Source organism: Bradyrhizobium sp. USDA 372 (assembly GCF_053629095.1).
Genome location: NZ_JBRJHR010000001.1, coordinates 7,443,640 through 7,466,531 on the forward strand (window position 1 = coordinate 7,443,640; position 22,892 = coordinate 7,466,531).

A 22,892-nucleotide genomic window follows, 5' to 3' on the forward strand; every position below is an offset into this window, starting at 1 on the left:
CCTGCGGATGCGACGGTCGATCTTCATTCAATCGCTCTTGTTGCTTTTAGTCGTGAGCGCCGGGGAAGACGACATTGTTGCGCGCGCGGCGGAGCGCGACCCGATACCCACGGCCGAATGGCCAAACCCTACGAATACGGGGGTGCGTCCGCATGTCAAGCTAACGCGTTCCGGCGACGTTGTAGCGGACCAGGCCGGCGTCACGATTTCGGGCCTCGATATTGAAGGCCGCGTCTATATCAAGGCACCGAACGTAACGCTGATCGATTCCAAGGTGACTTCCGCCTCCTTCTACATCGTGAGAATCGAGCCCGGTGTCACTGGCACAGTGATCAAGAACTGTGAGATCAACGGCGGTGGCTCCGGCAATGATGGCTCCTATGGCATAGTAGGTCAGGGTACGTTCATCGCAAACAACATCTACAATGTGGAGAACGGAATCGGTGTGTCTGGGTCTGATACGCTCATTCAGGACAACTACATTCATGATCTCCTTGCGTCCGGCTCTCCGCACTATGACGGCATTTCGATCGATGGCGGCAACGCCAACATCGTTGTCAGGCACAACACGGTCATCAACAGGCACACGCAGACATCCGCGGTCATGATCGACAATTATTTCGGACCGATCTCCAACATCGAAGTCGACGGCAACCTGCTGATGGGCGGTGGATACACGGTTTACAGCTCGGCGCAGTTCAATGGCGGATCGGTCGAGGGGGTTTCGTTCACCAAGAATCGCATGGGCAGAGGGAGGTGGGGCTATAGTTCGATTGTGAAAAACCTCCCGGTGTGGCGGGAAAACGTAGATAGCGCGACCGGGCGCACCATTGGTCCTCGGTAGATCATCTGCGGCCTCAGGTCGCCTATTTATCCACACGCCGGAACCAGAATGATCCTGGCTCCCGCCACGGTTCGCGCATCAGAACCGGACATGCGTTGTTCAGCCTAGCCTTGTGATTGCGTGCAAGCCAGTTAACTGCGCCAATGATCTCGAAATGTGCGTTGAAACTCAGGAAGGCCTCCAGGAGATATTGCTCATTCCATAGCCAGCGATCGCGAAGGAGCCATTGAGCAGGGTAATCGTGCGGCGTGAAGACGTCGTGGACATGCACGATCACGTTGGGACGGAGGAGGCCGAGTACGTGCAGGTATTCGTGCAGGACGTCGCCCTGCGGGCGAATGATGTGTGAGGAGTCGATGAAGAGAATGTCGTTCTCTCCCAGCGCCTCAAAAAGGCTGTCTGGGCAGCACTCGACCTTTCTTCTCAGGACCGTGACACCCGCTGATTCGAGCCAAGGTTGCTCAAACGGTTCAATACAGATCTGCTCGCATCGATAGCCCGGGCTGTCCCTCCCGTTCGCCTCTATCGCGAGGCGGGCCATGAGGGTCGAATTGCCACTCCCGACCTCGACGATCCGTTTGGGTTTGAAGTGACGTATCATGTTATAGAGAAATTCGGCGTCTCCAGGCTCGAACGAGCCGTTGTGGTATCCGAATTCGTCGGGTCCCTTTTGAACGGTTGGAATTTTGAGCAGTTCGTCGCGGTACTTAAATTGCTCGACCAGCTCAAGCTGTGTCGCTTCGTTTAGATCCAGTCCAGCGATTTCTCGCGGAAGATCTAGGTCGCGCTTCAGGTCTTTCGCGAGAACGATCGGCTCATAGTAGTGATGCCGCACGATGGCGAACTGAAATCTGTCACAGATTGACCTCGACAAGGGAGCTCGATCACGGAGGCGACCAAGGAGGACTGCAAGTGGAGCAAAAAGTAGAACGACCGGCGTCAAAATCAGATCGAGTACTCGGTAAACGGACTCGCGGAAATAGTGCATGGATCATCACTTCCGATCTGTAGAAATGGGACAATCTTCGGCCTAGCAAGGCTCCGCTTCGATGCACGAGAATATTGTGGCCCATTGCCATTCCGCCGTCCAGACCAGATCGCTCGCATGTGAGGTCGTCCAGGGCAGTGGAAAACCGGCGTCTTCACCGGGAGGGAATGGCTGTATTCTCATTCGTTACCGTGTCGCGACTACGCGGCGAGCCTCGCCTCAGCGGCGATCGATTTCCGGGCATGAGGACTCGCGCGCTTCAAGGGCTACGGATACGCAACCGAATTGATCTCCCTCCAAATAGCTCCTCGACAGCCTTCGACTGCCACACCTCAGAAGAGCGCCTGTGTTCCGCTGTCCCCGGCAGAACTCTGCTGACGAGTTCGCGCGAGATCCGTCGAACGGAGAGAATCGATTCCCACCCAATCGTGGTCTGGCGGTCTTTTTGAAGCGAGCCTTTGGTGAAGTTGTTAAAAATATATATCCGCAATTAAATTGCGAAAATGCCAAGAGGCGATGAGAAGCTGCGCGCTCGTTGCCGTCTGCGAAGATAAAGGTGAATAAGTCGGCAGTGTGCTCTTGCGGCAACGCGCGAACACTCGCACTCTGTCGCGGCTTATATCGCGGTGTTACTTCGGGTTTTTTTAATCGCGTTGAATTTGGTCGCGCGTTGCACCCAAAAAATGACCCAAGTGGCGCCCCCATCTTGTCCCAAAAAAGCCCCCGCCGATGGAGCATGACACCGGCCGTGGCGCGCCTTTGGGGATGGCGCACCTGCGTGCGCTGCACGTTCGATTTAACTGCGAAGGAGAAAAATATCTTGGCAACGACGACTGCGTGGCCTGATGCTACGAACACTGGAGTGTCGGCGGGCGTGACCCTCACTCCTTACTACGGGGACCTCGTCATCAATACCGCGGGAGCCGTGATCAGCGGCCTCGACATCCATGGATCGGTCTACATCAACGCTCCGAATGTCACCTTGGAGAACTGCAAGGTCACGACGGATGCGTTCTACGCCGTGAGGGTTGCGACGGGGGTAACGGGTGCGGTGATCCAGCACAATGAGATCAATGGCGTCGGCTCGGGCAACGACGGCGACTATGGAATCATGGGTCAGGGAACGTTCATCGCCAACAACATCTACAACGTTGAGAATGGGATCGGCGTGGATGGAGGGAATACCCTCATTCAGGACAATTACATCCACGACATGATCGCATCGGGATCCCCGCACTACGACGGTATCTCGATTGACGGGAAAAACTACGACATCACGATCCGCCATAACACGGTCATTAACGACCACACTCAAACGGCAGCGATCATGATCGACAATTACTTCGGACCTGTCTCGAACGTCGTTGTCGACAACAATCTATTGTATGGTGGTGGCTACAACATCTACAGCTCGGCCCAGTTCAACGGCGGTTCGGTCACGGGAGTCTCGATCACGAACAATCACATGGGCGGAGGTTATTGGGGCCCGACCGCATTCACCGGCAACACCCCAGTTTACACCGGCAATGTGGATGACAGCGGGAGCCTTATCGCGACCCTCAACACATCGGCGAACAGCGGCTCGGGCTCGACGGCCCCAACTGTGCCGGATGCTCCCATCATCGCGTCGTTCTCGACCGACAGCGGCACCGCCGGCGACAAGATCACCAACGACAATACGATCGAGCTCAAGGGATCCGCTGCTGCCGGCAGCACCGTCAAGTTCTACGACGGTGCGACCCAGATCGGTTCGACCACTGCGGACTCGAGCGGCGCCTGGGATTACATCACAAAGGTCCTGACCGACGCCAAGCATACGCTGACCGCAACGGCAACCAGTTCGTCGGGTCAGACCAGCGTGGCGTCGTCTGCGTTGGCAATCACCGTCGATACCAAGGCTCCGACTGCACCGACCATTGCTAGCCATACGGTGAACACCGCCAATCAGGTGGTGATGTCGGGCAGTGCCGAAGCGAGCAGCGTCGTGAAGGTGTTCGACGGCACGACCCAGATCGGGACCGCGACGGCAAGCAGCACTGGCGGGTGGAGCTATACAAGCAGCGCCCTTGCGGCCGGTTCGCATAGCCTTACCGCGACGGCAACGGACGCAGCAGGCAATACCGGCGCGGCGTCCACCGCCTTCACGGCCAGCATCACCGGCACCTCCGCGCCAGCCACACCGACCTCGCCGACGTCACCCTCGTCGCCGACTGCCGGCACGGTCGTCGAGTCAGCTGGCGCCACAACTCTCGTTGAGAGCGGCGGCAAATATTACCTCAAGGGCAGCACCGGATCGGGCCCCACGCTGAAGGATAACGGTGTGGAGTTTGTGAACGGGTCGGATGGCACCTGGGCACCGATTGGTGCTGAGAAGACCGCGACGGGCTATGAGGTTGTCTGGAAGGAGGCGAGCACCGGTCAGTACACGGCGTGGAATACTGACAACAATGGCAACTACGTGTCCCATGTCGACAGCCTGACCGGCTCCACGTCGGGTGGTTCGGTGTCGGGTACGGACTCCGGCCTTAAGTCGCTCGAGACGAGCTTCCATCAGGATCTTAACGGTGATGGGCAGATCGGTACTTCTACTGCAACTACCCCGACATCGCCAACGCCGACGACTGGCAAGGTCATCGAATCGGCTGGTGTGACAAGTCTCGTTGAGAGTGGCGGCAAATACTATCTCAACGGCAGCACCGGATCGGGCCCCACGCTGAAGGACAACGGTGTGGAGTTTGTGAGCGGGTCGGATGGCACCTGGACTCCCATTGGTGCGGAGAAGACGGCGACGGGTTATCAAGTTGCCTGGAAGGAGACGAGCACCGGTCAGTACACGGCGTGGAACACCGACAACGATGGCAACTACGTCTCCCATGTCAGCTCCCTGACCGGCTCCACGGACGGTGGCTCGGTCTCGGGTACGGACTCTGGCCTCAAGACGCTGGAGACCAGCTTCCATCAGGATCTGAACAGTGACGGGCAGATCGGTACTTCCAGCGTAGCTACGTCGTCCACTGCAACCAATAGCACCGCTCCCATTGCGGGCAGTACGTTCATTGCTTCGCCGGGCAACACTACTCTGACGAGCACGTCCGGCGATGACACCTTCGTTGGCAGCAGCCAGGCCGACACTTTCGTGTTTGGCGCGAACTTCGGCAACGACGTGATCAAGGGCTTCGTTGCCCGCGGACCTGCTCACGACACGATCGAGTTCAGCAAGAGTGTGTTCGACAGTTTTGCCAGCGTTCTCTCCCACGCGACCCAGTCAGGTACCGATGTCGTGATCGCGACGGGGAGCGATACGCTTACGCTGAAGAACACCAAGGTCGGCGCGTTGACCAGCAACGACTTCCACTTCGCGTAAGGGACGGCATCCACACAGAGTAGTCTTCAACAACTGCCTTGGTGATCTCTTGGGAGATCTTCCAACAATGGCGTAGTTCAAGGGCAGCAGCCATGATTGACTTTGGACGGCGGGGGGTATTCCCCCCGCCCGCGAATCTCTATCGAATTCCACTTCTTCACATATCGGCACTCTGGACAGCCGGACGGCAGCGGGCAGAAAACGCTCAACTGCAGACGCCACAGCTGATCGGCTGGGCAAAGGACCTGCTCGAAGCGGTGCGGCAACGGATATTCGCTGGTCGACCCCGGCCAGAGGATCACTATGACGAGTCGCAGTCAGAGTTGTCCGCTTTCCTGCGGTCTTGCCGCCGGATTTTCTGGGCACTCGCGGCCTTCAGCGGCATGAGCAATCTACTCATGCTCACCGGCTCGTTCTTCATGCTGCAAGTCTATGATCGGGTGCTGCCCGGACGCAGCATACCGACTCTGGTCGCCTTGATGGCTCTGGCGACGGTGCTTTACCTGTTTCAAGGCGGGCTCGATCTCGTGCGGAGCAGGATTAGCTCCCGGGTCGGACGGTATTTCGATGAAAGTCTCGGCATTCGCATCTTCGATGCGCTTGTTCGCTTGCCTTTGAAGACCAGAGCGGATGGCGACGGCCTGCAGCCGGTGCGGGACCTCGATCAGGTCCGCAGCTTCCTGTCGAGCGGAGGGCCGACGGCGCTCTTCGATCTGCCCTGGATGCCGATCTATCTCGGCGTCTGCTTCTTCTTTCACTTCTGGATTGGCGTCACTGCGCTGGTTGGCGCGCTGGTGCTGGTCGGCATTACGATGCTCACGGAAACGCGTACCCGAGGCCCAGCGAAGGCGAGCTCGCGTCTCGCCGTTTCGCGAACTGCCCTCGCGCTCGAGGGACGGCGCAATGCCGAAGTTCTGCAGGCCATGGGCATGCGGCAACAAGCGGCCTTGCGTTGGCGGGATGTCAACGCGAAGTACCTCGCGGCCCATGAACGGGCCAGCGATGTCGCAAACGGACTCGGTGGTGCCTCGAAGATTTTCCGGGCGATCTTGCAATCGCTGGTTCTTGCCGTTGGCGCCGTCCTCGTCATCAATCAGGAATCGACGGCCGGCATCATCATTGCCGGATCGATCCTCACCGCGCGGGCCCTTGCGCCTGTCGAAATGGCCATTGCGAACTGGAAGGGATTCGTCGCCGCGCGACAATCGGGGCAACGGCTCGATCACTTGCTGAAGCTTCTGCCTCACGAGGAGGAGCGGTTGGCATTGCCTGCGCCTGTTGCAACCCTTACCGCCGAGAACCTCTATATCGGTGCTCCGAACTCCGAGAGACCCACTCTCAGCGAAGTGTCATTCCAGCTGCGGAGTGGGCAGGCGGTCGGAATCATCGGTCCGAGCGGATCCGGCAAGTCGACGCTGGCGCGTGCGCTGGTTGGGGTGTGGCCGTGTATTCGCGGCAGGATCCGGCTCGACAACGCCGCCCTCGAGCACTGGTCTTCGGACGCCCTCGGCAAGCACATCGGTTATCTGCCCCAGGACGTAGAATTGTTCGACGGCAGCATTGCGATGAACATTGCGCGCTTCGACCCGAACGCAACCGCCGCCGCTGTTCTGGAAGCCTCTCATGCCGCGGGCGCACACGAGCTCGTCCTCTCCCTGCCGGACGGGTACAGCACGAAGATCGGCGAGGGAGGGCTAGCGCTGTCGGCGGGGCAGCGGCAGCGTATCGGGCTTGCGCGCGCCTTTTACGGCAAACCCTTCCTGGTCGTGCTTGATGAGCCCTCTTCCAATCTCGATGCGGAGGGCGAGGAGGCCCTGACCGACGCGATCCTGAACGTGCGGCGACGCGGAGGGATTGTGGCCGTTGTCGCGCATCGGCCGAAGGCGCTGGAAGGTGTGGACCATGTCTTGTGCCTCGGCGAGGGCAGAGTTCAGTCCTTCGGCAAACGAGAGGAGGTTCTCAAGAGAGTGTTGCGGAATCCGGTACCGCTCAAGGTCGTCGCGGAAGCTCAAGGAGGCGGCCGATGAACGGTCAGGTAGCGCCGGCGTTGCAGTCGATCCAACGTTACATGATCGTCGGAATGATCCTGCTCGCTCTGGTGACCTTTGGGGTCGGCGGCTGGGCGACGACGACCCAGTTGTCTGGCGCGGTCATCGCTCAGGGCGTGGTCGTGGTGGATTCGAGCGTCAAGAAGGTCCAGCACGCCACTGGCGGAATTGTGGGAGAACTGCGTGTGCGCCAGGGCGATCGGGTGAATGCAGGCGACGTTTTGATCCGCCTCGACCAGACGCAGACGCTCGCGAATGCGACGATTGTCACCAACAGCATCGATGAGCTGCTGGCGCGGCAGGCTCGTCTCGAAACCGAGCGCGATGGTGCCGAGCAGGTCGTGTTTCCCAAGGTGCTGCTCGACCGGGCCAAGGAGAGCAACTCCGAGGCGAGCCGTGCGATCACTGCGGAGCGGAAGCTGTTCGACCTCCGGCGCCAGGCAAGGAGCGGCCAGAAAGCGCAGTTGCAGGAGAAGAGCGCGCAGCTGGAAAACGAGATTAAGGGCTATACGGGGCAGTCCGAGGCCAAGCAGAAGGAAGTGGAATTCATCCGCCAGGAGCTGGAGGGCGTACGCAGCCTCTGGCAAAAGAATCTGGTGCCGATCACGCGGCTCAATTCCCTCGAGCGCGACTCCGCCCGCATCGAGGGCGAGCGCAGCCAGCTTGCAGGGATGATCGCGCAGTCGAAGGGCAAGATCTCCGAAATTGGACTCCAGATCATTCAAATCGACCAGGACCTCCGGACGGAGGTCGGCAAGGACTTGATTGAAACGCGCTCGAAACTCTCCGAGCTGGGCGAGCGCAAGACTGCGGCAGTGGATCAGTTAAATCGCGTCGATATCAGAGCGCCACAATCCGGTCGCGTCCACGAGCTCAGCGTGCATACGGTTGGGGGGGTGATCTCTCCCGGCGAGCAAATCATGCTGATCGTCCCTGATGCGGACTCGCTTGCGGTCGAGGTCAAGATCGCGCCGAAGGATATCGACCAGGTCTATGTGGGGCAGACCGCGACAATGCGCTTTGCAGCATTCAACCAGAAAACCACGCCCGAAATCGATGGCGAGGTCAGCATGGTCTCGGCAGACATCACGCAGGATCAGCGTGCCGGCACCAGCTACTACACAGGCCGCGTCCTGCTGAAGCCGGAAGAGCTGGCGAAGCTCGGCTCGGCCAAGTTGCTGCCCGGCATGCCCGTCGAGGTCTTCATCAAGACGGCAGGGCGGACCGCGCTTTCATACTTGCTCAAGCCGCTGCAGGACCAGGCGGGGCGGGCGTTCAAGGAGCGCTGAGCTCGTGCAAGATGGCAGCAGCGCTCGACTGCATGTTTTCGGGACCGGCGCCCTTTCCCTGGGCGTCGGTGTTGCGACCAGTTCCTGAAAGCAAGGCCGGACGGTCGCAAGCACGAGGGGCGGGCGTGTCGGCCCGACGCGCGCGCGTCCCAAACCGGACCCGCGTCTGAACTCCGATTTGAAGGATCCGCCGTAGCATTTGGGCGATCGGCGCGCCGTGACAAATCCGGTGGAACGAACGTGACGAGATCGCCCACCCCGCGGTCAACCCCACTAAATTGCGTACCTTTCGATGGGGCGAGCGCGGTGGATGCCCGTTCCTTCCATGCGGGACGATGGGGCGCTCGAACGATCGTCCGCTCAGAACGTCCATTCGCTTGGCATGCAGGGTCATGGCGGCGACGAAGCCGAGGATGGAAGCTTCAGCTCCCAGAATGACGAGTAGCTCGACCGGCATGCGAATGAGGTCCTGTTCGAGAAGGCCCGTTTGGCGCGCATAATGATTTAAAGCAATGATCAAAATATTTGGTGGCAAATAATTGTCCACCGGTGCACGGAGCGCGACTTGGGGCGCGCCGCACGTCAACGACTCTCGCCGAGAACAACTGGGCGTCGATTGAGGCCGTCTCGCTCCATCCCCTTCATTCATTCTGCTCGTCTTCCCCCAGTGTCACTGCTGTGCACTCGCGGTCGGCGGCTTATTTAATATTTATTGTCATTTAAATATATTTGAATTATAAACGATGCATTAAATCGTTTTGTGTGACTCGGCGCGCGCCGGGGTGGACCCGACACGGTTTGGCGTACGGAGGGGGATCCGCAGATGCAGCGAACCTCGGGCCCGGTCATCGCGGCAGCCATAGCAATTGTGATCGGTGGCGTTCAGTGGGCGCGTGCGGCATTGCTGGTCATGCCAAGGGCCTCCCAAGCGGACCTTGCGCATATCGAGCTGGGGCGCCCCGCTCTTCCGCCCCTCACTTACACGGTGTTTTGCCTGCGCTATCACGCCGAATGTCGTCCGCGCCGCTTCTTCCGCGGCGGGCCGGTCCGGTTGACGAGGGAACGATGGGCAGAGCTGAAAGCAGTCAATCGCGCCGTGAACCGCGCCATTGTTCCGCAGCCCAATCAACTCGGCCTTGCGGGTGAGGAGTGGATCGTCAACCCCGATCGCGGTGATTGCAACGACTATGCAGTAAGCAAGCGTCACGAACTGCTGCAACGCGGCTGGCCGGCGCGGGTCCTGTTATTGAGCGAGGTGGTCACCAATTCTGGAGATCATCACCTTGTGCTGGTGGTGCGCGCCAAGAGCGGCGATCTGGTCCTCGATAATCTGACGCCCGAGATCAAGTCCTGGTCGCAAGTGCCATACGGCTGGGTCCGCATGCAGATGCCGAGCGATAGCCGGATGTGGGCGACGATTGGCCGCCTGGGAGCTTGAGCATGCCTCCTGCCATGCCGCCGGAATCACGCTGGGCTCTGCCGGCGGGACGCCTGAGCCAAGCGTGCAAGTGCGGTGTTGGCTTCGGCTCTGTCGTGCCCCGTTGACCTACACAAGTCTTTCAAGCTGCACCTTCTCCAGGCGCGCCCGCCGTCATGACGCCGCGAGGCCCAGCGCGTTGGGGGCGGCCGAGGGGTCCACCCAACGTCGGATCGTGCCGTCGTATATGTCGGCGCCGTAGAGCCAGCCGTCGGGCCCCTTCTGCAGATCTACAATGCCCGGCACGGTGTCCACCAACTGGACGGTTGCGACCTGGCGGCTCGCATTCAATGTAGCGGCGAAGATCGTTCCATTGTAGACGTCATCGAAGAACATCGTGTTCTGATTGTAGAAGTCTCCCGCGGTGATCACATGGGCATTGTCTGGTGCCCCGTGGCTGAGAGGCAGGATCGGGAACACGGCAGGCGGATCGGACAAATTGTTGCGGTTGCCATTGTTGTAGAAGGTGATCGCCTGAGCGAGATTCTGATAGCTGGCTGTTCTGTCCGGCCCTTCAAAGTAGGGCCATCCGAAATTGGAGCCGGCGGGACCGGTATCGATCTCTTCCCAATTGTTCCAGCCGACGTCTCCAAGCACAGGCAGATTCGTGACCGGATCGAAGCTGAAGCGGTAGGCGTTGCGGACACCGTAGTAGAACACTTTCGATTGATTGCTGTTTGGATCGCTGGCCTGATAATACGGATTGCCCGGCGCTCCCTCACCCGTGACGGGATCGATCCGCAAGAGCTTGCCCGAGAGATTGTGGATGTCCTGGACCCGCACTGCGCGGGGATCGACGAAGTTGTACGACGTGCCATCCCCGACCGTGAGGTAGAGGTAACCGTCGGGCCCGAAATGAACGGCACCGATCGAATGCGAGTCGCTGTCGGTCGCAAGATAATCACGGATGTTCTGGTTCTGGATGCCGGACCTGTCGGGATCGTTGTCCTGCGCTCCTGTCTCGATCTGGCTCACGGGAGCCGTGATTGTGGTGCCGTTGACGATCCCGGAAGGAGCGATGCTGGGATCACCTCCGCTGTTTGCGTCGGGACGGCTGGTATAGGCCCATACGCTGTTCTTGCCGACCAGCACCACTTTACTGGCTGGATCGGCAATCATTGTGGTGGGGTCGACGGTGACTCTCACCAGACGACTGGGTCGGTTGCCGCCCCCATCGGCCGCCGCGAGACCGCTCTGGGTCGCCGTCTCGGGCGGATCATAGGTGTAGAGCAGGTAGACGTAGTGGTTACTTGCGAAATTCGGATTCACCGCGATTCCCAGCAGCCCGCGATCGCCGAAATCGTTCACTTCACTCGCGAGGTTGATGAGCGGAGTCGATCGCAATGTGCCGTTGTCCACCACGCGCACCACCCCGTCCTTCTGCGCGATCAGCATGTAGCGGCCGTCGGGCGTCCAGTCCATCGCCGCAGGCTGGTTCAGACCCGTCACCGCTGTCTCGCCCACCAGGTTGCCGAGAGCGGGGTTGTCATTATCCAGGATCTTCACTGTCGTCGTCGCCTGGGATCCGAGAGTGGCGCCCGTCGGGTTGCTCAAGGTGACGGTGAAGGTCTCGTCGTTCTCCGGAGTCGTATCATTGACGATCGGCACAGAGATGGTCTGGCTCGCCTGTCCGGCGGCAAAGGTCACCGTGCCTGATGTGGTCGTGTAATCGGATCCCGCGAGTGCGCTGCCGCTGCTCGTCGTGAAGCCGACCGTTGCTGCTTGATTGACGGGCCCGCTGCGCAGCAGCGTGATCGTCGCGGTCGGACTAGTCTCTGCAACACTCAGCACAACGTCAGCCATTGCGATTGTAGCGGGTGAGTCGTCGTCGATGATGGTCACGAGCACAGTGCGTGGAGCTCCGAGGGATCCGGAGCCGGGATTTTGAAGTCCGACAGCGAACGTTTCGTTGCCCTCGGTCAGTTGATCGTTGACGATGGGGATGGTGAAGCTCTTGGTGCTCTCTCCCGGTTGGAACACGATCTGGCCGGTGTTCGCCCGACCATTGAAGGTGGGCTGGATAAAGTCCGATCCAGCCGTCGCACTTCCGCCTGCGCCGACTTCGTTCGTCGTGTACTCAACGGTGTTTTGAGACTGGAGGTCGCCGGAGCGGGTGACGGTGACGGTGACGGTGCCGGCCGCTTCACTGACGTAGATCGTGGAAGTGTTGAGCAGAGCGATGACGTTGGACGGGGCGAACACGACGTCGCGGAAATAGTTTGCATTCTGATAGACGTTGGTAGGGAAGACGCCCGCGCTGTAGTCGAACACGCCGGCGCCGACGGGCGCGTTCAGGCCGCCGTTGCTGATGCCCGACGCGAAGCCCTGGGTGGTGGAGACGTAGTAGCTGTTGATGTTGACCGAGACCACGTAGGTCGTGCCGGCCGCGATGGTGAGCGGCGTGGCCAGCGCCTGCTGCTGCCAGCCCGATGTGCTTTCGTTGGTGAACGTGACGGTCGCCAGTTCCTGGCCCGTGGCCGACCAGATGTGGCCGACATGGGTGCCGGTCTCGTTCGAGGCCTTGTAGTACCGGATCGCCTGGATCACGCCGGACGTGTCGGCGGTGAAGCGCATCCCCAGCTCATAATCCGCCCCAATTCCGTCGCTGGCATTGGTGTTGGCCGGCGTCTGGGTGGTGAACAGGGTGGTGGTGGCACTGGCGGCTGCAACGATCGCCGTGGCCGCGCTGGTTGCGTTCTCGTTGGTGCTGAGCAGATCTGTATAGGTGGCATTCACCCGGATCCGCTTGCCGACCAGGCTGCTGTCGAGGGTGAGGCTCGCGGTCGTGGCGGACAGATTGGTCCAGGTGGTGCCGTCGGGGCTGCTCTGCCAGCGATAGGTGATGTTTGCCGGGACGCCGTCGGGATCCGTGACGCTGGCCGTCAGCGTCTGGTTCTGGGTCGCCGTGCCATTGATCGTGACGACACCGACGTCGTTGACATTGGCCACTTTGGTGGCGGTCGCAGCGCTCACCGGGGTCTCGCTGCTGCCCAGCTGGTCCGTGTAGATGGCGGCGACACGTACGAAGCTGCCGACCTGGGCCTGCCCGAGGGTCAGTGTGCTCGCCGTGGCGCCCGTGATGTTGCTCCACGTGGTGCCGTTCGTGCTTTGCTGCCATTGATAGGTGACGGTGGCCGGCACGCCATCGGCATCGCTCACGGTCGCAGTCAAAGTCTGGTTCTGCGTCGGGGTCCCGCCGACGCTCACCGTACCTGGGTGATTGTTGGGCGTCGAGGAGCTCGCAGCGAACACGACGTCGCGGAAGTAATTTGCATTCTGATAGACGTTGGTGGGGAAGACACCCGCGCTGTAGTCGAACACGCCAGCGCCGACGGGCGCGTTCAGGCCGCCGTTGCTGATGCCCGACGCGAAGCCCTGGGTGGTGGAGACGTAGTAGCTGTTGATGTTGACCGAGACCACGTAGGTCGTGCCGGCCGCGATGGTGAGCGGCGTGGCCAGCGCCTGCTGCTGCCAGCCTGATGTGCTTTCGTTGGTGAACGTGACGGTCGCCAGCTCCTGGCCCGTGGCCGACCAGATGTGGCCGATATGGGTACCGGTCTCGTTCGCAGCCTTGTAGTACCGGATCGCCTGGATCACGCCGGACGTGTCGGCGGTGAAGCGCATCCCCAGCTCATAATCCGCCCCAATTCCGTCGGTGGCATTGGTGTTGGCCGGCGTCTGGGTGGTGAACAGGGTGGTGGTGGCACTGGCGGCTGCAACGATCGCCGTGGCCGCGCTGGTTGCGTTCTCGTTGGTGCTGAGCAGATCTGTATAGGTGGCATTCACCCGGATCCGCTTGCCGACCAGGCTGCTGTCGAGGGTGAGGCTCGCGGTCGTGGCGGACAGATTGGTCCAGGTGGTGCCGTCGGGGCTGCTCTGCCAGCGATAGGTGATGTTTGCCGGGACGCCGTCGGGATCCGTGACGCTGGCCGTCAGCGTCTGGTTCTGGGTCGCCGTGCCATTGATCGTGACGACACCGACGTCGTTGACATTGGCCACTTTGGTGGCGGTCGCAGCGCTCACCGGGGTCTCGCTGCTGCCCAGCTGGTCCGTGTAGATGGCGGCGACACGTACGAAGCTGCCGACCTGGGCCTGCCCGAGGGTCAGTGTGCTCGCCGTGGCGCCCGTGATGTTGCTCCACGTGGTGCCGTTCGTGCTTTGCTGCCATTGATAGGTGACGGTGGCCGGCACGCCATCGGCATCGCTCACGGTCGCAGTCAAAGTCTGGTTCTGCGTCGGGGTCCCGCTGACGCTCACCGTACCCGGGTGATTGTTCGGCTTCTTCGAACCGGCAGTGTACACGACGTCGCGGAAATAGTTTGCATTCTGATAGACGTTGGTGGGGAAGACACCCGCGCTGTAGTCGAACACGCCGGCGCCGACGGGCGAATTCAGGCCGCCGTTGCTGATGCCGGACGCGAAGCCCTGGGTGGTGGAGACGTAGTAGCTGTTGATGTTGACCGAGACCACGTAGGTCGTGCCGGCCGCGATGGTGAGCGGCGTGGCCAGCGCCTGCTGCTGCCAGCCCGATGTGCTTTCGTTGGTGAACGTGACGGTCGCCAGCTGCTGGCCCGTGGCCGACCAGATGTGGCCGATATGGGTACCGGTCTCGTTCGCAGCCTTGTAGTACCGGATCGCCTCGATCACGCCGGAGGCATCAGCTGTGAAGCGCATCCCCAGCTCATAATCGGCCCCAGTCCCGTCGGTGGCATTGGTGTTAGCCGGCGTCTGGGTGGTGAACAAACTCGCCATTTTGTTCTCCCGCGCAGTCGAATTCCCGAACCTGGTGATTTACAAACCAAACGGCAGACAGTGCATTTAAACCAAATTAAGATTAAATGTGTCTCATTCTTTATTGCACTTGGGAAGCAGCCAGCGTGAGCACGGATGTCAATTTCTCTTGAAGGATGTAGTCGCTGTCGGCCTCTACTCAAGAAAAGCTGGTTGGCGGGCGTCCGCTCGCTCTCAGACGAGCGGTCGCCGGGGCGGCTTTGCGAAGCGGTGCGGAGTACGCCGACAGATTGGGGTGCGAGACACCAAAAGCGGCGCTACGCCACGTATTCCCGCGTTTTACCCTCGAGGTCCACCTTTTATGGTTCCATCCGTTGCGCGATCAGGTCGGCGAGCTCACCCAGGTTCCGCGCCGCCTCGACCTCGCCAATGCGAAAGCGGACGCGAAACTTCTGCTCGACGGCGATCACGAGCGAGATCTGCATGAGTGAGTCCCACTCATCGACATCCGCCGCCGAGAGCTCGGGCGTGGCCGCGACCTTCTCGAGGAAGATGCCGTCGAATACCTCCTGCAACTTCGCTAATACTTCAGCCTGCATCATAAGCTCTCCGGGCCACATCTATCTTTGTCGAACGCAACTGATACTTCCTCACCTCCAGCTCGAACACTTTTCGGGCTGTGGAGTCTTCCGTACGCGCGAAACCAAACTCCTCGTAAATTTCCGCGACGATACCGTTCTTGGTTGTCGGAAGATAAATGCCGCGTACTGTCGTGCAACCAGCCACCTCTGCGAGCCGAAAAATCTCATTCATGATCTCGTCCTCGACCTGGCGCTTCAGCACGCGGCAGCTCATGAGCCAGGTATCGAGAACGAAGACGCCGCCCTCGATCTTTGCAATGACTACGGAGATGAGCCCGGAATCACCGAACCTATCCTCGAGCCGCATCGTGAAGCACCGGTAGTCCAGCCTTCCTAGGAGTGCCTGGATCTCAGTCTCGGACCGACGGATCGTCGTCAGGTTGAACTGGTTGCTGCGCGCGATCAGCTGGGCGATGCGGGGAACGTCGAGCGAGTCGAACTCTTTGATCGTGCTTCGCATCTCAAGCGAGGCGAGGTAGGCAGGCATGTCGGTTACGCTCGCTGCGAGCTCCGTACGTCGCCGTTCTTGCCTGTACTGCGCCGTCCGTTCGAGATCCTCCTCGGTGACGGTCCGCGGTTCGAAATGACGTCCGGCCTGGATGCGAACGATGAATTCGGCGGGGTCCGGCCCGAGGAGTACACCTGTAACCAAGGGCTGAAACTGGCGCACGATCTCGATTTCCGCCGGGTTGTCGTCGGCAAACACGAAGCTGTCCAGGCCAAGGCGGAGTTCCTCCGCGATCCTCTGCAGGTTGTCGGACTTCGGGTCCCAATTGGCTTTGAAGGCCGCGAAGTGCTCCAGCCGGAGAACCATCTCGGGATGCTTTTCGAATACCTGGATTGCGCGTGCATGGTCGTTCTTGCTGCATACCGCAAGCAGGACGCCGCGTTGGGAAAGTCCAAGCAGGTATCTCTGGAAAGCCTTGAAAGCTTCACCGCGGGGGGACGAGTCGCCAAGCTCGATTCCCTCGATACCGTCTTCCGCGATCACGCCGCCCCATAGCGTGTGATCGAGGTCGATTGCCAGGACCTTCTTGGGGCCCTGCTTCCGGGAGGCGATCAGATGGCTTAGCTCTTGCGCAATGTCGACGAGAAAGTCAGGTGAGCCGAGCTGCTTCGATTCATACCACGCTCGCGCATCCGCCGCGGCTGAGATCCCCCGGCGCGCCGAGAGGAACTCGACGTCGCAGATCTGCACTTCAGCTGGGGCCCGAAGCCCGAGCTCGAGATTGACCGCCTTTCGGAAACTCCAGTCGGTGCCAAGCGTGCGTGAACGAAACGAGCCGAGATCGAGGTCGCCGGGCAGCGCAAGGTTGGCGAGGATCGCCGCCGCACCGGAGCGCGCGGTGAAAGTCTGCGCGAGGTTGAGGAGGTGCTCGGCGGCGCGGACTGCGGCTTCGCGCTGATGTTCGACGGCATCGAGGAGCGAGCCGGAAAACCGGGAGTGGCTCGCGTTCGGCAGTATGAAGGCGAGATCCGGCCTGAAGGCGTACAGTGAGCTCGAGCCGTCAAGGATCTCCGAGACGAAATTATCGTACTCGCCGAGGAAACGTTCGCACTCGATCCCACGAATGGCCAGGAGATGTTCAACCAGTTCGTGCAACGGATAAAGGTTGTAGCCGCCTATCAGGGCGAGGCGGAGTCTTGGCTGGACGCTTTCGGGTGCATAAAGCTTCGCCTTTTTTCGAAGCGTCGACAGAAAGAACAGCTCGGAGAAGCTCGTCGCTTGCCGCGAGCGCGCGACAAGATGCCCCCAGAACGTGGCATCGCCCGACAACGCCCGGGACTTGAGTTCGGCATCATTGATGGGCCGGTCCGGCACGGGTACTGCAGCGAGAATGGCGAGCCTCCGTCAGAACAGCGGCATCATTTGATTGTCCTTCACATTAAATGATGATAAGGTTCTGGTCAATTAAATGTATTTAAATTACACATTATTAGGGTGTAATAAATAGATGGTGGCGAATATCAGACCGCAGCCGGTGAGCCCAAGCACGCTTTCCACCAAGGCTGAGAATCTCAAGCAGCTTCCCGGAGGAAATAACCTGCTTCTCCGAGAGGTCCGGCTGGAGGACTCCGCGCAAATCATCGCTTGGCGGAATGATCCCGTTCTCGGCAAGTTCCTGACCCGCGAGAAGCTGACCTTGGCTAAGCAGGAAGAGTTTTTCCGGAAATATCAGGCGAGAGTGGACGATTACTATTTCATTGCCGAATTCAAGCGCTCGAAGAAGCCGGCTGGCAGCATCGCGCTTGCGAACCTGGATTTCGCGGCGGGACAGGGCGAAGTTGCGCGGTTGATCGTCGATCCTGGCGCGCGCCTCTTTTTGGCAGAGATATTCGACCTTTTACTCGAATTCGCGTTCGAGCAGCTGGAGCTTACGGCCGTCGTGGCCAACGTTCAAAGCAGGAATAAGGCCGCGAAGAACTTTCATATCCGCCTCGGCTTCCAGATTGAAAAGGTTGCGCCGAAAGCTTGGTGGAACGGCGACGATGTGATTACGTTTCGGATGTCGCGCGCAGACTATCCACGGCTAAAACAGGTCTGGTCGGCGCTGCTCCTCGATGCACGAGAAAGTTAACTGTCGGAGCAACCGGCCAGATTCCGTTCGACGCCGCCCGTCTCCTTAGGCTGGCAGGGAAGGGAGGAGCAGCGCATGGATTTGCGCTTTCATCACGTGGGAATGGCGTGTCGAAAGATCGCGGCGGAGCTGCCCGAGCTCGCAGTCGTTGGTTACAGTGCTGAAGGCCCCATGTTCGAGGACCCGATCCAGCAGGTTCGGATTCAGTTTGTATCAGGCGGCGGTCCGCGCCTGGAGCTCATTGAGCCGGCCGGCGCACAATCGCCGGTGGCGGGTATCTTGAAGCGCGGCAGCAAATTCTATCATCTTGCTTACGAAGCGGCTCGCTTCGACGACGCGATCGCCAGCTTCAGGGCGCAGCAGTATCTTCCTGTATCGTCACCCGCGCCGGCGGTCGCGTTCGACATGCGCCGCATAGTGTTTCTTGCCTCCGCGACGCTCACGCTCGTTGAGCTCATCGAGGCGAGGACCTAGCGCGAATTTGCGATTGATCCGGATGCTGGGGTAACGATTTGCGCGAATCCGTCAGACGAGACAGCTCCGCTGCGCCGAACCCATTCAGCAGCGCGCAGGCCGCCGGCCTGCAGTCTCACGACCGGCTCGGGGCCAAGCTCCGACAGTAGAATGCCCATGTGCCCCAATCCCGGAGGCGTTGTTGGCCAAACGCCCAACCCGTTTGCTGACAATAAGGTTCGATCCATGTCGCCCCAAAACTGCACGACAATGGCGCCAGCGGGCGCGCACGCAGCGAGGTGAGCTGCTTCCGGCGAACCGATGCGAGGCTCAGCCGTCGGTCTCAGCGCGACGATGATTGCGTCCCATTGGTCGCGATAGAGGGTCTGGACGTCCTCGAAGACGTCCACGCTCGCTCCGGAGCTCGCCAGACCGGAGCGAAGCGAGCCAATGAAGTCGTTGTCGCACAGCAGAGCAATGCGATTCTTGTAAACGGATAAACCGCTATCGTGCAGTTGCTTCACGCACAGCGGACCGAGAAACGAGAAGACATCGACTGACGGGTGACGTTCGTTCACGCCGACGATTGGAATTCCGCGCCGCAAGCATGCGTCCATGTCGAGGTCCTCGGAGCGAAATTCCCAGGCCTCGAACATCAAGGCGATGACGGCCTCCCTTGGCAGCTCATCAATAAGCGCGGCGGTAAGAGGCCGAAGATGGCCGCTGTTGGTTATGATGTCCGTTTGATGGAGGATATCCGGGGTGATCTGCTCCAGGATGTCGATGCGATTGGCCACACCGACCGAATCTGCGAGCTTGAGGGTCTGTTCCCTGGCCTCAGCTGAGGTGCCGTGCCGCGTAGTTTTCGTAAAGGCATAGACCTGCCTGGCTCCGGCCATCGCCGCAAGAACGGCCGTCACGGCATACGCACCGGTCGCAGCCTCGGTGAGAACCGTTAGTTCCGAAAGGTCTAAGAGAGTTTCGGTGAGGGCGCGGCCCATCAGGGCGCCCAGACGTGGCAATGAGAAGCCTGGTCGGAAGGTGGTGTCGAAGCGAGACCGCAATTGCCCGAATGCTACACCGGCCTCGGCTCCGATCATGAACTGCCCCTCGTTCTCGCCAGTTGGGAAGTGGTCGTTTGGGCGCATGTGCCGGGACTGCTCTAGCCTCGTTTTGTGCCGAAGCGGCGGCTAAAGAGGTGCCGTATCATTTAATGTATTTAAAATTATAATAGCTCCAAGCGCGTCCTGTGCATATAGGGCGTTTGGTATAAGCTGCTTCCGGATCTCGCTTTGCGCAGGAGCTCTCACCTCAACGCTCTGCGCGCGACGGGAGCGCGGCACGCGATAGCTCTCAAGATGTCGTTTGCGGGCAGACAATTTAAAGGTCGGATTAACATATTTAACTTGCGACGCATCCAAATCAGCTTATTTTCTATCCTCGACCATCGCAGGGATAGCGCCGATGAACCCGCTCGACTCCAACAGTGAAGACCGCCGTGAGTTCTTGAGAAGCTGCGGAAAATTTGCCGCCGTCACTCCTCCCGTGATGACGCTGCTGCTTTCGACCTCTCTGACCTCGACCGCCATCGCTAGTTCTGGCGGAAAACTTGTGCAGGGCAACAATGGCAAGGGTAACCTTGGTAGCGACGGCAGTCCTAACGGGAAAGAGGACGTTACTCGCTAAAGTGGCGCCTGCGGCCCCGGTCCCGCCACCGCCGTCCCGGTGACGGGTTGGAGGTTCAGCCGGCCCGGCGGCGCCTTTGTCCGGACGGGCGGTCGATCAGAAGGTCATTCAGCTTCTTGCCGGCTCGAAGCTGGGCTTTCAGCCATCGGGGTTGCTTACCGCGACCGGACCAAGTTTCGGACGGATTCTTGGGGTTCTGGTATTTCGGCAACACTGGAGGATAGGGGCGCCGAGGACGTTCCCCGTTCTGGGCCGAAGCGGCCGTCCCCTCAATCTTGCGAAGCCGCTCTTCGAGCTTGGCTTTTTCCGCGGTCATCCTGCGACTAAGAACAGCAGTGACCTCATCGTAAAGTCGCCACAGCTCAGCTGTGGTCATGGATGCCCAGTCGTCGTTCTCCATGGAAGCCGTCCCCACTACCTCCGAACCGAAACAGGAGGGGGGATTATCAGGTCAAACCGGGGTCCGGCAAGCACGATCCACCCGTGCCGCTGCGCCAGCGTGCAACGTGGTGGTCGGAGTTACCGGCTGGGCCCCTGCCTCCGAACCAGCGGCCGCTTTGCCCCTCCGCCCCCGGACTCGTCGCCTTGGCGCAAGCAATCGCTGCTCGGCCTTCAACACGCGGCTACGTAAGTTCTGCAATTCAGTGAATTGAACGATTAGAGCCTGATGAGTTTGACGCAAAACTGCTGAAGAATACATGTGACCACCTTACTCATTGCCAACGATGCCCTCCATGACCGCTCGTTGAAGTTGCCGACGAATATGCAGCTCCAATTTGGGTGACCGGTTTTCATCGTTGCTACACACTTGGCTGCGCAACGCAGCCATTTTCCTGCTTCATTGCCCAGCTTCGCCTTGATGAATAGTATTACTTTTCCTCCTTTGAGAAGCGCGGCTTTTGAACGGTCTCGCGTTCGTCGAAATTTCGTCGAATGTTAGATTTGAATCGTGAATAGCCCAATATATCGTTGGTAATAACGGTGCCAACGAAGTTAATTGAATGTTGACCAACATAACACCTTAGCTGATCGGTGCGCCGACGACATTCTCTGGGGGAATTTGCTGATTTAATCTATCAGGCGTTGTCGAAAGTGCGTCGCTTTCGTCGAGGAGCTTGCAGCCTTGAATTTTAAGCACCGCATTCTTACGGTGCTGCGCGCAATTGCCAGTCAAGTTACCGTGGCGCAGTCGTCGAATGTTGGACTGTCCAGGATTTGAGGCGGTGTGACGCTTTGGCCGAGCGGACTGGTCATCTTCGCGTTTCGAAGAAATTGTTGGATTAAACGGCCGCACGGGGGGTTGTTAGCGATAGGCAGGGGAAGCATGCACCGCACCAGAATTGTCATCGCGGATCGACATCCGATCGTCTTGCAAGGGATCAGGAGCGTTCTTGCGACGCAGCGTGATTTTACGATCGTTGCGTCCTGCAGCGATGGTGCAAGCTGCAATGAGGCAATCCGATTCCTTGTGCCGGACGTCGCGCTTGTCGACGCTGCACTGCCCGATGTCAGCCGGCAGCTGATCCTCGCTCGTGCGAACGATTCAGGCCCAGGACCCGCGGTAGTCTTCTTCGCCGGTGTCGCGGCCGATTGTGAGTTGCAAAGGCTGGCCTTGGAGGGCGGCTGTATCGTCCTCTCGAAGGATTCGGATGCCGAAATGCTGGTCTCAACCCTGCGGAAGGCCGCCCAGGGCCAAGCAGCGGTCTCGCCGAGCGCCTGGCCAGCCAAAGATGAGGCCCGCCCCGATGAGAAGCTCCTGACACAACTGACGGACCGGGAGCGGCAAATCATGCGGCTCGTGTCGGAGGGTCTATCGAATAAGGAGATTGGACGTCGGTTGAACCTTGCCGACGGTACGATCAAGGTCCACCTTCATCATATCTTCCAAAAGCTGGACATCAGCAATCGCACGGTTCTCGCGGCATTGGCGATTTCGCGAAACGAGCTGCATGCCGCGTCACGTGAGATGGATCTCCCTGATCTGTTGCGTCAGGATCCGGCGAGCGTGAAATGATGAGGGTGTCTGGCTTCTTCCGGAGCGTGCGCGGGGGGTGATCGTGGCGCCAGATGCCCAGCCATGTCGCTGCAGGCCTCTTCGGCCTCGGCTAACGTTCGAAAGGGCGAGCCGCCAATCTTGATTGCGGCCTGGTTTTTGTGGAGCGGACGCCAGCTCGCCAAATAGCCGGCGCGTCCATGAAAGCCGGGGCCTCTCGGGCTTTCGAAGCTGATCACGAACGAGAAGCCCTCGCTAGTCGCGCTCCAGATCTCCATGTCCCGGACGGACCGATGGAATTGCAGTGGCATCGTCATGATCCGTTGCAATCGAGCCCCGCGCTCGACTTCCGTTAAAAACAAATTAATCGCATTAAATGGCGAGCGCAACTCCGAAACGGCGCCCGACAGGCAGGAGTGAGCCAGGAAGTGCAAGAACGAGCGCGGAAATTGCCGACGATCAGTTGATGGTGCACGTTAAATAACGTCAGCGGCATAAAGAAAATTATCGGTTGAAAGTGCATTTAATATATAATACCGTAAATAGAATTTTAAACCAAGGAGAGCGTGTTGTGACCCGGGACGGTAACGAAGATGACGACCGGCGGGCGTTTTTGAAAACCTGCGGAAGGTTTGCGGCCGTGACACCCCCAGTGATGACCCTGCTTCTGTCCACTTCCCTGACCTCAAGAGCCATTGCAAGGTCGGGGGGGCTGCATGGAGTGACGCAGAAGGACGCGAGGCAGTCGTCGTTCTTTGACAACGACCGGTCGTCCGTATCAGGGCCGGGGAGCTCCAGC

At 59.7% G+C, this 22,892-nt stretch carries 16 protein-coding genes; 9 read left to right on the plus strand and 7 right to left on the minus strand.

Annotation, left to right across the window (positions count from 1 at the left end; translation table 11 throughout):
* Positions 1-7: 7 nt before the first annotated feature.
* A complete protein-coding gene (locus AB7M16_RS34635) occupies positions 8-844 on the plus strand; it encodes a right-handed parallel beta-helix repeat-containing protein (RefSeq protein ID WP_172784607.1) in 837 nt (278 codons plus the stop codon).
* 22 nt (positions 845-866) lie between these two features.
* Here AB7M16_RS34635 and AB7M16_RS34640 read toward each other — a convergent pair whose 3' ends face one another.
* Complete coding sequence (locus tag AB7M16_RS34640; RefSeq protein ID WP_453946707.1) at positions 867-1,832, minus strand: class I SAM-dependent methyltransferase; 966 nt, start codon at positions 1,830-1,832, stop codon at positions 867-869.
* A 736-nt stretch (positions 1,833-2,568) separates the two neighbouring features.
* Between AB7M16_RS34640 and AB7M16_RS34645 the strand changes: the two genes are divergently transcribed.
* The 3 genes from AB7M16_RS34645 to AB7M16_RS34655 all read left to right on the plus strand — a co-directional run bounded on the left by AB7M16_RS34645 (position 2,569) and on the right by AB7M16_RS34655 (position 8,533).
* Positions 2,569-5,196: an Ig-like domain-containing protein gene (locus AB7M16_RS34645; protein WP_260383191.1), complete on the plus strand. Its 2,628-nt coding sequence runs from the start codon at positions 2,569-2,571 to the stop codon at positions 5,194-5,196.
* A gap of 92 nt (positions 5,197-5,288) precedes the next feature.
* Positions 5,289-7,223, plus strand: coding sequence for a type I secretion system permease/ATPase (locus tag AB7M16_RS34650; protein WP_453946709.1), 1,935 nt, complete (start codon positions 5,289-5,291; stop codon positions 7,221-7,223).
* Complete coding sequence (locus tag AB7M16_RS34655; protein WP_453946710.1) at positions 7,220-8,533, plus strand: HlyD family type I secretion periplasmic adaptor subunit; 1,314 nt, start codon at positions 7,220-7,222, stop codon at positions 8,531-8,533. Before AB7M16_RS34650 ends, AB7M16_RS34655 begins: the two co-directional genes overlap by 4 nt.
* Here AB7M16_RS34655 and AB7M16_RS34660 read toward each other — a convergent pair.
* A complete protein-coding gene (locus AB7M16_RS34660; protein ID WP_453946711.1) occupies positions 8,520-9,080 on the minus strand; it encodes a hypothetical protein in 561 nt (186 codons plus the stop codon). The genes AB7M16_RS34655 and AB7M16_RS34660 overlap by 14 nt on opposite strands.
* A gap of 276 nt (positions 9,081-9,356) precedes the next feature.
* Between AB7M16_RS34660 and AB7M16_RS34665 the strand changes: the two genes are divergently transcribed.
* Positions 9,357-9,971: a transglutaminase-like cysteine peptidase gene (locus tag AB7M16_RS34665; RefSeq protein ID WP_453946712.1), complete on the plus strand. Its 615-nt coding sequence runs from the start codon at positions 9,357-9,359 to the stop codon at positions 9,969-9,971.
* Positions 9,972-10,124: 153 nt separating this feature from the next.
* Here the strand turns inward: AB7M16_RS34665 and AB7M16_RS34670 are convergent, their stop codons facing one another.
* From AB7M16_RS34670 to AB7M16_RS34680, 3 genes are all read right to left on the minus strand, one after another.
* Positions 10,125-14,762, minus strand: a complete 4,638-nt coding sequence (locus tag AB7M16_RS34670; protein WP_453946713.1) for a DUF4082 domain-containing protein — start codon at positions 14,760-14,762, stop codon at positions 10,125-10,127.
* A gap of 338 nt (positions 14,763-15,100) precedes the next feature.
* Positions 15,101-15,343: an acyl carrier protein gene (locus tag AB7M16_RS34675; protein ID WP_453946714.1), complete on the minus strand. Its 243-nt coding sequence runs from the start codon at positions 15,341-15,343 to the stop codon at positions 15,101-15,103.
* The gene (locus tag AB7M16_RS34680; RefSeq protein ID WP_453946715.1) at positions 15,330-17,204 is read right to left on the minus strand and encodes an HAD-IIIC family phosphatase; all 1,875 of its coding nucleotides are present in this window, start codon (positions 17,202-17,204) and stop codon (positions 15,330-15,332) included. Before AB7M16_RS34680 ends, AB7M16_RS34675 begins: the two co-directional genes overlap by 14 nt.
* 133 nt (positions 17,205-17,337) lie before the next feature.
* On the opposite strand from AB7M16_RS34680, the gene AB7M16_RS34685 reads away from it, so the two are divergent.
* Together AB7M16_RS34685 and AB7M16_RS34690 are read left to right on the plus strand one after the other, a co-directional pair.
* Positions 17,338-17,961 carry a GNAT family N-acetyltransferase gene (locus tag AB7M16_RS34685; RefSeq protein WP_453946716.1) on the plus strand — a complete coding sequence of 208 codons (624 nt, stop codon included), beginning with the start codon at positions 17,338-17,340 and terminating at the stop codon, positions 17,959-17,961.
* A gap of 75 nt (positions 17,962-18,036) precedes the next feature.
* Positions 18,037-18,435, plus strand: coding sequence for a VOC family protein (locus tag AB7M16_RS34690; RefSeq protein WP_172789649.1), 399 nt, complete (start codon positions 18,037-18,039; stop codon positions 18,433-18,435).
* Here AB7M16_RS34690 and AB7M16_RS34695 read toward each other — a convergent pair.
* Positions 18,432-19,514, minus strand: coding sequence for a hypothetical protein (locus tag AB7M16_RS34695; RefSeq protein WP_453946717.1), 1,083 nt, complete (start codon positions 19,512-19,514; stop codon positions 18,432-18,434). The genes AB7M16_RS34690 and AB7M16_RS34695 overlap by 4 nt on opposite strands.
* A 364-nt stretch (positions 19,515-19,878) precedes the next feature.
* Here AB7M16_RS34695 and AB7M16_RS34700 point away from each other — a divergent pair, with 364 nt between their 5' ends.
* Positions 19,879-20,100 (plus strand): hypothetical protein, encoded by a 222-nt coding sequence (locus AB7M16_RS34700; RefSeq protein ID WP_172789650.1) that lies wholly within the window; start codon positions 19,879-19,881, stop codon positions 20,098-20,100.
* Positions 20,101-20,155: 55 nt separating this feature from the next.
* Here AB7M16_RS34700 and AB7M16_RS34705 read toward each other — a convergent pair whose 3' ends face one another.
* Complete coding sequence (locus AB7M16_RS34705) at positions 20,156-20,500, minus strand: H-NS histone family protein (protein ID WP_172789651.1); 345 nt, start codon at positions 20,498-20,500, stop codon at positions 20,156-20,158.
* A 924-nt stretch (positions 20,501-21,424) separates the two neighbouring features.
* Between AB7M16_RS34705 and AB7M16_RS34710 the strand changes: the two genes are divergently transcribed.
* The gene (locus AB7M16_RS34710; protein ID WP_439363499.1) at positions 21,425-22,114 is read left to right on the plus strand and encodes a LuxR C-terminal-related transcriptional regulator; all 690 of its coding nucleotides are present in this window, start codon (positions 21,425-21,427) and stop codon (positions 22,112-22,114) included.
* Positions 22,115-22,892 lie beyond the last annotated feature (778 nt).

What these genes read in the sequence shown, in the direction of transcription:
- AB7M16_RS34690 (WP_172789649.1), top strand. Translation starts at nt 18,037, where the DNA reads ATGGATTTGCGCTTTCATCACGTGGGAATGGCGTGTCGAAAGATCGCG.
- AB7M16_RS34640 (WP_453946707.1), bottom strand. Translation starts at nt 1,832, where the DNA reads ATGCACTATTTCCGCGAGTCCGTTTACCGAGTACTCGATCTGATTTTG.
- AB7M16_RS34650 (WP_453946709.1), top strand. Translation starts at nt 5,289, where the DNA reads ATGATTGACTTTGGACGGCGGGGGGTATTCCCCCCGCCCGCGAATCTC.
- AB7M16_RS34705 (WP_172789651.1), bottom strand. Translation starts at nt 20,500, where the DNA reads ATGGAGAACGACGACTGGGCATCCATGACCACAGCTGAGCTGTGGCGA.
- AB7M16_RS34675 (WP_453946714.1), bottom strand. Translation starts at nt 15,343, where the DNA reads ATGATGCAGGCTGAAGTATTAGCGAAGTTGCAGGAGGTATTCGACGGC.
- AB7M16_RS34655 (WP_453946710.1), top strand. Translation starts at nt 7,220, where the DNA reads ATGAACGGTCAGGTAGCGCCGGCGTTGCAGTCGATCCAACGTTACATG.
- AB7M16_RS34685 (WP_453946716.1), top strand. Translation starts at nt 17,338, where the DNA reads ATGGTGGCGAATATCAGACCGCAGCCGGTGAGCCCAAGCACGCTTTCC.
- AB7M16_RS34695 (WP_453946717.1), bottom strand. Translation starts at nt 19,514, where the DNA reads ATGATCGGAGCCGAGGCCGGTGTAGCATTCGGGCAATTGCGGTCTCGC.
- AB7M16_RS34700 (WP_172789650.1), top strand. Translation starts at nt 19,879, where the DNA reads ATGAACCCGCTCGACTCCAACAGTGAAGACCGCCGTGAGTTCTTGAGA.
- AB7M16_RS34710 (WP_439363499.1), top strand. Translation starts at nt 21,425, where the DNA reads ATGCACCGCACCAGAATTGTCATCGCGGATCGACATCCGATCGTCTTG.
- AB7M16_RS34665 (WP_453946712.1), top strand. Translation starts at nt 9,357, where the DNA reads ATGCAGCGAACCTCGGGCCCGGTCATCGCGGCAGCCATAGCAATTGTG.
- AB7M16_RS34645 (WP_260383191.1), top strand. Translation starts at nt 2,569, where the DNA reads ATGACACCGGCCGTGGCGCGCCTTTGGGGATGGCGCACCTGCGTGCGC.
- AB7M16_RS34670 (WP_453946713.1), bottom strand. Translation starts at nt 14,762, where the DNA reads ATGGCGAGTTTGTTCACCACCCAGACGCCGGCTAACACCAATGCCACC.
- AB7M16_RS34635 (WP_172784607.1), top strand. Translation starts at nt 8, where the DNA reads ATGCGACGGTCGATCTTCATTCAATCGCTCTTGTTGCTTTTAGTCGTG.